Here is an 8,366-nt window from a genome sequence, read left to right as displayed (position 1 = left end):
CTCGTCGGGCTCATAACCCGAAGGTCAGTGGTTCAAATCCACTTCCCGCCACCAAATTTAATCAGACAAGCCCCGGCCACATAAAAGTTGCTGGGGCTTGTTTTATGCTGTCTGGAGCCATAACAATAGGGACACAGCAGTGCTGCATCCCTACCGCATATTTAGATATTACCCAAAGGTAAAAAATCAACCTCAATCTCAACCTCAACACTCAACCCTATACCCGATAATTTTCGACGACCGTTTGTGTAAGCTTTCTTTCTGAAAAATCTACCAGGAATAATTGGTTTAAAGCCAGAACCCCGATCGGGAGAACTTTAAAAGAAGACTATTCATTACTCGAATCTTTTTCCTTTTTGGTCAACTCTCCAGCGGTCAACTGAATGAAAATCTGATATCCATGTTTTTCAACTCAGGATTTTAAATTATTAAACCGACTGAGTTTCCAGCCAATCAAAAATTAGGTCTAACTGTTCTAGCGTAACTAATCCGTACTGCCACAGCACCATCGGCAGTTGACCGGCATCTGGTTCGTCGTGTCTGAGAGCAACGGCGATCGCAGAACTCGATATCGCCAACTCTCCCCGCAAATAATCGATCAGTTGAGCCTTTCCCATGACCTTCAACGCCTGTTTTATGCGCTATTGTAAAGATACGTATCTAATCGGGCTGCATTCGATGTTTAATAGCCCCAATTTTAGGTTCAGAATAGACACTCTGCTGTGATGGAAAGCGCACAAAACTTGCGATCGAACTCATAGAAAAAAGCGATCGCAGTCACAAGAGCTGAAAGCTTCAAATATGGCAGTGTGCGATCGCTCGTTTGCTTGACATCAATTCATGGAAAATTGCTAAAGTCCTAGCAGAAGCTGAACTCCCGCTTCTGTGCCGCTGTCGCTGGGTTTGATCGGAACCGGATTTCCTTGGCGCTGGGCGTCGGAAGGAGTAGTAATAAATTCCAATTCTGGACCGACTTTGAGGCGAAACCTGTCGCCCAAGCTGCGATCGCGAATAGCAGAATTAGCGGCCGTTTCTGATTCGCCAATCAAGTTTTGGTAGTCCGAGTCTACGGTTCTGTCCTCGACAGTCCTGAGAGAGTCCCCAGATAAAGTCGTTTCCGAAGTTTGGGGCGCTGGTTGCGGTATTTGTTGGGCTATAACCGCCGGGGTTAAAGCGATCAAAATTGAGCTCAGTCCGAGAGCAGTGCCAAGACTAGCAATAACTGCGTTCATCATCCATGCCTCCGCGGCGTTGCATCCTATTATGGCTATTGTACCAACTCGGAATTAACTTGCGCTCTATCAAAAGTACCTGGTTGTGAAGATGTTAATTAAAGTTACCGCTAAAACTTGGTCAGGGCGATCGCGCTTCGACTCTCAGAAACCTGGTTCTTTAGTCTATCTGTCGGATGCAGCGAAGTAGATGCCAGAAAAAAACCAGTTTCTGATGCTGGGAGTGCGAGCGCAAACTACCCAATCTCAAAGGTAAAATCTCAAATAGTATCAGCGCCTACATTCAGTCTAGGAGTGATACTCTATTAATCTCGATCGCCCTGACAAAGCGCGCGATCGCGCTAAGATGGCGGTGGCAGTCGTTAACCATTCAGTTACCAGCGGCAGATTCTGAGTTGTTAAAAGCACTTTGCCATAGAAAACAATCTCAATTTCAAAATCTGCCCTCATCAGGTTGTAATTTACCAAAACGTTGCGGGTTCGTTATAGTTCTGCTTCATCATGCCAATTAGATATCTGAGAGACCAGATTTTCAAAACGTCGCGCAAAGTGCCAATTCGCATCCTCCTTGTAGTGCCTTTTGCCATCCAGACTTTCGCTGCGGTAGGGTTGACTGGGTGGCTGTCGCTGCGCAACGGGCGCATAGCTGTCAATGATGTTGCCGCACAACTGCGCGCCGAAGTCACATCGCGCATCCAGCAACACATTTACAGTTATATCGAAACCCCTCACCAAATCAATCAGCTCAATGTCGATGCCATCAATCTCGGCATTTTGAACGTGCAGGATGAAGTTAGTTTGCGCAGCTACTTCTGCAAACAACTTCAAACCTTTGATAAAATTAGCTACATTCAATTTGGCTCCGAACAAAAAACTTTCATTGGAGTTGAACGGCTCGACGATGCCCAGTTGCAAGTTCGGACTTCTAATAAATCTACTGGCTATAACTTTCACACCTACACGCCGTCCAAGTTAGGCGAATCAACCAAGATAGTAAAAACTACTCCCAACTACGACCCCCGCACCCGACCTTGGTACATCGCTCCGGTGCGAGCCCGCAAGCCGACATGGACAAAAATTTATACTTATTTTGACACTCCAAAACTAGCAATTACGGCGGCTCAACCAGTTTATAGCAAGGATAATAAACTGATTGGTATCCTCGGTTCTGACTTGACACTTTCCAATATCAATCAATTCTTGCGAAGCCTAAAGATTGGTAAATCTGGACAGACTTTTATTGTAGAAAAGTCGGGAGAATTGGTGGCAAATTCTACTTCGCAACAGCCGTTTATTGTTAGCAACGGCGTTCCGAAAAGGATTGCAGCCCGCAGCAGCAGCAACGTTCTGATTCGATCGACAGCCCGCTATTTGACAGAACGCTTCGGGGATTTGAGCAAGATTGACAGTTCTCAGCAGCTAGATTTTGCGATCGACGGTCAACGGCAATTTCTACAGGTAACGCCCTTCTCAGACAGCAGAGGCCTCGATTGGTTGATTGTAGTGGCGGTTCCCGAAGCCGATTTTATGGACAACATTAACGCCAACACTCGTTACACGGTGTTACTTTGTTTCGGTGCTTTGGTGGTGGCGACGGCTGTAGGGAGCGTGACTTCGAGGTGGATTGTGATGCCAATTCAGCGTCTGAGCAAGGCTGCGCAGGCTTTGTCGCGGGGAGAATGGGACTCGATGGCGGTAGATCCGCGCTTGATGGTGTCTGTTGAACGAGAAGATGAAGTCGGTGTTCTAGCTCGTTCTTTTAATAAGATGGCAGGTCAATTGGAAGAGTCGTTTACTACTCTAGAAGATCGGGTGGAAGATGCGATTGCTGATAAAACTAAATTAATTAGCTCTCTGAAAAAGTCTCAGCAAAAACTCGCTTTGCACCTCTATGAAACTCCTTTGGGAGCAATAGAATGGAATCTGAATTTTGAAGTTGCAGACTGGAATTTGTCAGCAGAAAGAATTTTTGGATACAACCGCTTGGAAGCAATGGGACGGCACGGAGTCGAGCTCATAGTTCCTGACAGTGCGAAGGAGTATGTCAGGGAACTATCTATAACTTTGCTTACTAATCAAGGAGGAGTTAGTAGCATTAACCAAAACCTTAGAAAGGACGGCACAATTATTCTTTGCGAGTGGTACAATACGACTTTGGTTGATGCTGATGGCCGTATAATTGGGGTGGCATCGCTGGTTCAAGATGTGACAGAGTTTCACAGTGCTGTGGAGCAGTTGCGAGCCAGCGAGGAACGGTTTCGCCAGTTGGCAGAAAATATTAATGAGGTATTTTGGATTAGAGAACCAAATCAAAAGCAGATAATTTATGTCAGCCCTGCTTGTGAGAAAATATGGAATTTGAGCTGTGAGAGTTTGCAGTCACATCCGGAGGCTTTTTGGGATGCTATTCACTCGGACGATCGCGATCGCGTTGAGGCTGCCTTTGAAAAACAGGTGCGGGGGGATTATGATGAGGAGTATCGGGTAGTGCGATCTGACGGTTCAGTTTGCTGGGTGCGCGATCGGGCTTTTCCAGTCCGTAACGAAACAGGAGAAATTTACCGCATCGTCGGCATTGCTGAAGACATTACCCAGCGCAAATTAGCAGAAGAATTCCAACAAGTAGCTCAAACCGCTCAAGCAGCCAGCCAAGCCAAAAGCTCATTCTTAGCCAATATGAGCCACGAATTGCGTACACCCCTCAACGCGATTATCGGTTACAGCGAGATGCTCAAAGAAGACGCCGAGGATTTGGGCCACGAAGATTTTATCCCCGACTTGCAGAAAATTCAAACAGCCGGCAAACACTTGTTATCTTTAATTAGCGACATTCTCGATATTTCTAAGATAGAAGCGGGGCGGATGGAACTTTATTTAGAAACTTTCAATCCAGCTCATTTAATTGACGAGGTAGCTTCTACAGTCGAACCATTGGTAGAAAAAAACTCTAATAAGTTTGAAGTTAATTATGCTGGCGACTTGGGAATGATGTATGCCGACATTACCAAAACTCGTCAAATATTGCTCAACCTGCTGAGCAATGCCGCAAAATTTACCGAAGGCGGGACTATTACCCTGTCCATTGAAAGAGTTAAACATGACAGCTTAACAACTCAAGAAATAGCAGAACCTTCCGATTTAATAATTTTCCGCGTAGCTGATACTGGTATTGGGATTCCCCCCGGACAAATGCAGAATTTATTTCAAGCTTTTATGCAGGGCGACGCCTCAACTACCCGCAAGTACGGCGGCACGGGTTTGGGATTGACAATTAGCCGTCACTTTTGCTTGATGATGGGCGGTGATATGCAAGTTCAAAGCCAGTTAGGTGGCGGTTCGATTTTTACTGTGTGCTTGCCGGCGCAAGTAGAATTTTTATTAGATAAAACAGCCGTTGAAACCGCTTCTATACAGACAAAACCAGCTTAAGAGCGGGTTGAAGAATCAGCGGTTAAAATGCGGACAAGTCTTGCTTCTATCCTTTACATCCGTTACATCCCGTACATTGTTCGTTGCCAAACTTCCTTCTGCTATACTTTCCGTTTCTGCCGCCCCAAAAGTTGAGCTGCTAATATCCCGCCGACAAAGCCAAAGAAATGCGCTTGCCAGGAAACACCAGGCTGTGAGGGCAAAACTCCCCAGATTAAACTGCCGTAGAAAAAACCGACAATTACAGATATCGCAATAGACGTAAAGCTGCGCTCAAAATAGCCCCGCAACAGCAAAAATCCGAAGTAACCAAAGATTAATCCGCTGGCACCAATGTGCACAGAATTGGGCGCGCCTGTCAGCCAAACTCCCAATCCGCTGACTAACACAGTGATAGCACTAACTATAAAAAAGTCGCTAATTTCTCGCAGCATAATCAGCCAGCCAAATGTCAGAAACGGGAGGGTATTGGCGGCTAAGTGAGCAAAACTACCGTGTAAAAAAGGCATCAAGAGGATGCCTTCAAGTCCGTCGATGCTGCGGGGGCGGATTCCGTAGGCATTCAGCGCGCCTCTAAACACGAATACATCGAGAATCTCGATTATCCACAGGAGGGAGACGAAGCCGCCGAGAATAACTGCGTGGCTTTGCAATTCGCGGGTGACAGATTTGGTTTCTGGGTTGCTCATGGGTTGGGATGGCGGTAATGCCGATTATTTTTAATTGTAGGAGTTTCTGGCCGATTCACGAAGAGGGATAGCTACGCACGCGCGTACGCAGCGACGGTTGGCGCTGGGTTTCAGGGTTTTTTGCAGCGCCGTGCTTATTTGAAACTATTATAACTTTGATTGAAAATTCCGCATTTTCACGCATGGAATTATTCACCTTGATGCGTCATTATCGTAGAGGAACTACAAAAGGAGAGTTAACTGAAGGTTGAAGCTTGAATGTAAAAGGCAGAGTTTTTAGCCCATAGATAAATCCTGGGGCTGCCAATGAGGACAGTTTGGCGATCGCACACCGTCTCTCAAAAAAAATCAGGAACTACTTTTCGAGGATCGAGTCATTAATTCAAGAAGTTTCATCCGGTAAAGCAAAACGAGCTGCTGTAGGTACTTATTGTAGACAAAATCTCGTACCAGCTCTACAAAGAGTTCTTGGCACCTCGTTGTAACAGAGGAACAGAGAAATATGAACGTATTTGAGAATACACAGTCCCATCGAATTCTGCCAATTTGGGTATGGCATGGCAAAGAAAAAACCCCTGTTAGTGTCGCTACAAATCCTCAACCTTACGGCCGCAAGCCGCGCTTTGACTTGTTGCATCCGCTGAAACAGTGGCTTGACAATACTGCAATTAAAAGTCAAAAATTAGCTCGGTTTCTCTGCAAGTTTATTCCCAGCCAGTGTCCGTTTGAGCGGGAAGTCAAAATTTGCGATCGCACTTTATTTCACATTCCGCCGCTGTGCAAGTTAAACCCGCTTTACGAGCAAGTGGTTGGGCTGCGGTTTCGTGCTTTGTGTTATTTGGCTGACGAGTGCGGCGAGGATGTGACGATTTATTGTTAATTCGGCAAAAACCTTAATTTATAACTCTCTTATTCACCCTCCCTTCTCCTTGTTGGGGAGGGTTTTTTTAGTTTCAGATTATGCGGCGGTTGAAACCGCAAAGCGAGTCAAGCGAAGTCTGCCGGCGCAGACAAACGAGATAGAGCCCCGACAACTTCTGGGAAGTCGGGGCTCTAACAGCTCTCGCATTTAAATACTAGAAGGAGCGAATTACTCGTTGTTCCAAAATGCGTTTGCCATTGTTATAAACACTGAGGCTAGCTCCTGTAACAATGTACTCGTAAGCGCCATTTTTGGCGACATAACCAGTCCCTTCTTCACGACGTGCACGCAGGGCGATCGTGTTGCCATTACTCTTCTTTACGCCGTAATAATATAGTTGATTGGCTCTGTTGTAGCACAGATAAATACGAAATTTGCTAGTCTCGAAATAGTTTTCCACTTTCTGCCCTTTGCCAATACAAAAATCCCTCACCAGTTTTTCGGGAGTCGATGCGTTAGCTATTTGTATTGTTTCAGTGCGAGACGCTGTTACTGCGGTGCGGCTCGATTGTTCGAGAGCAAAAGTTGCTGCTGGATTGCTGGCCAATAGCATTAAACCGAGCAAGCTAATTTGTGTGAGTCGGGCTGTGAAGTTCATAAATCTTTGGTTTAAAATATGTTGATGGCTCTAATCTAGATAAATTGGATTGAGTGGCGCGATCGCACTGTACAGTTTTGACGATCGGCCTAAAGGAGGAAATGCTTTGATGCAATTTCGGTTTCCCCTGAAATATTGCACCATTTTCAATAAGCTTTCAGGGGCAGGCTAGAAGCCCGCCCCACAAAAGGATTGCTATAGAGTGGAAAGGGTTGAACACCCCTTCCCGAGAATCGTGTTATGCGGTGAGTTTCGCCGCAACTGATTCGCCCGGGGACAATTAGATAACTGGCACTTAACAGTTGACAGTCAGGGCTGTTTCATTCTTTGTAGGGGCCGCGCCCCCGTGCCGGCCCGGAGGCCTAAAGCCCGCATTAAATCGTCTGTGGGCGGGGTAGGCACGGGGGCACTACCCCTACAAAATCCCCGTTTTTTGGAGAATTAAACCGCCCTGGTTGACAGTTGACAGTCATTCCGGTGCGCTCTTGATTTGGGAAAGTCCGTGAAGCTGCGCACGCGCCTACTTTTTATGCTTCCCTAAACCAGCATGAAATTAGCAGATGTTATCTGATTCGCATTCACTCCAACCAGAACACCTAACTGCTCACCTGTCAAGAGGTTTTTAATCAGAGCTCCTTGAGTATTTTGAGTTATTGCTAAATGACCAAAACTCAAACCTCCGGTCAATCCAATAAAATCTTGACCCACGGTAAAATCACCGATTCTGTCAAATCCTTGACCTGATTTTAAGACAAATAGATCGTTACCGCTACCGCCAATCAAACTATCATTTCCCAAATCTCCGTAAAGAACATCGTCGCCCTTCCCGCCCATCAGAGTATCGTTATCTTCCCCTCCATAAATAGTATCATTTCCTTCACAGCCTCCTAGGATATCTGCTTCTTCATTACCGCCGATCAAATCATCGCCACCCCCGCCGCAGATCGTGTCATCACCTTGATTTCCAAACAGCGAATCCTCACCTTCACTACCAAGGATGATGTCATTCCCTTTGCCTCCAAATAAGGTGTCATCACCCTTACCACCATCAATGAAGTCATCATTTCGATTTCCATAAACGATGTCATCATCTTCGCGGCCATTTATCGAGTCATTCCCTTTACCTCCAAAGATTAAATCCTTGCCAAATTCACCCAGAATGATGTCATTTCCTTCATCTCCAAATAGGATGTCAGCTCCACTACCACCGCTGATAAAATCATTGCCTACGTTGCCGTTGAGGATGTCGCCGCTATCGCCACCATATAAGTTATCATCCCCGGATTTAGCATCGAATATATTGCCTTTGTTGCTACCCAGTAATTCATCGTTTTTAGCAGTACCTATTTGAATTGCGGATACACCGAGTATGGTGTTTTCAACTCTGTTTGGTTGGTTTAGATTGGGATAGTCAATTTTGTCGCAGATGCAGTCATCATTTGGGATGTTATTAGTTATTGGCGTTACCGATGGTGTTGGCGTTGGTGTCGGCGTTG

The 8,366-nt window shown here is 45.9% G+C and carries 8 protein-coding genes; 2 read left to right on the top strand and 6 right to left on the bottom strand.

Going from position 1 to position 8,366, the window contains the following annotated elements; translation table 11 throughout:
* Window positions 1-428 precede the first annotated feature (428 nt).
* The 3 genes from QT974_RS19495 to QT974_RS19485 all read right to left on the bottom strand — a co-directional run bounded on the left by QT974_RS19495 (window position 429) and on the right by QT974_RS19485 (window position 1,682).
* Window positions 429-617 carry a DUF2949 domain-containing protein gene (locus tag QT974_RS19495; RefSeq protein WP_333470082.1) on the bottom strand — a complete coding sequence of 63 codons (189 nt, stop codon included), beginning with the start codon at window positions 615-617 and terminating at the stop codon, window positions 429-431.
* 234 nt (window positions 618-851) lie between these two features.
* Window positions 852-1,235 (bottom strand): hypothetical protein, encoded by a 384-nt coding sequence (locus QT974_RS19490; RefSeq protein ID WP_333470081.1) that lies wholly within the window; start codon window positions 1,233-1,235, stop codon window positions 852-854.
* 285 nt (window positions 1,236-1,520) lie between these two features.
* Window positions 1,521-1,682, bottom strand: a complete 162-nt coding sequence (locus QT974_RS19485; RefSeq protein ID WP_333470080.1) for a hypothetical protein — start codon at window positions 1,680-1,682, stop codon at window positions 1,521-1,523.
* A gap of 51 nt (window positions 1,683-1,733) precedes the next feature.
* Here QT974_RS19485 and QT974_RS19480 point away from each other — a divergent pair, with 51 nt between their 5' ends.
* Window positions 1,734-4,661, top strand: coding sequence for a PAS domain S-box protein (locus QT974_RS19480; protein ID WP_333470079.1), 2,928 nt, complete (start codon window positions 1,734-1,736; stop codon window positions 4,659-4,661).
* A 101-nt stretch (window positions 4,662-4,762) separates the two neighbouring features.
* On the opposite strand, the gene QT974_RS19475 is transcribed toward QT974_RS19480, so the two are convergent.
* The gene (locus QT974_RS19475; protein ID WP_333470078.1) at window positions 4,763-5,350 is read right to left on the bottom strand and encodes a rhomboid family intramembrane serine protease; all 588 of its coding nucleotides are present in this window, start codon (window positions 5,348-5,350) and stop codon (window positions 4,763-4,765) included.
* A gap of 502 nt (window positions 5,351-5,852) precedes the next feature.
* On the opposite strand from QT974_RS19475, the gene QT974_RS19470 reads away from it, so the two are divergent.
* The gene (locus tag QT974_RS19470; RefSeq protein WP_333470077.1) at window positions 5,853-6,230 is read left to right on the top strand and encodes a Mo-dependent nitrogenase C-terminal domain-containing protein; all 378 of its coding nucleotides are present in this window, start codon (window positions 5,853-5,855) and stop codon (window positions 6,228-6,230) included.
* Between the two features lie 196 nt (window positions 6,231-6,426).
* Here the strand turns inward: QT974_RS19470 and QT974_RS19465 are convergent, their stop codons facing one another.
* Window positions 6,427-6,870, bottom strand: coding sequence for a hypothetical protein (locus QT974_RS19465; protein ID WP_333470076.1), 444 nt, complete (start codon window positions 6,868-6,870; stop codon window positions 6,427-6,429).
* Between the two features lie 537 nt (window positions 6,871-7,407).
* Window positions 7,408-8,366 (bottom strand): calcium-binding protein (locus QT974_RS19460; RefSeq protein WP_333470075.1); only part of this gene is annotated, 959 nt, incomplete at its 5' end.

It is taken from the genome of Microcoleus sp. BM001215392, from assembly GCF_036700185.1.
In the GTDB taxonomy this organism is placed as follows: domain Bacteria; phylum Cyanobacteriota; class Cyanobacteriia; order Cyanobacteriales; family Microcoleaceae; genus Microcoleus.
The sequence above is the reverse complement of the archived record's forward strand: the minus strand, read 5'-3'. Positions and strand labels throughout refer to the sequence as shown.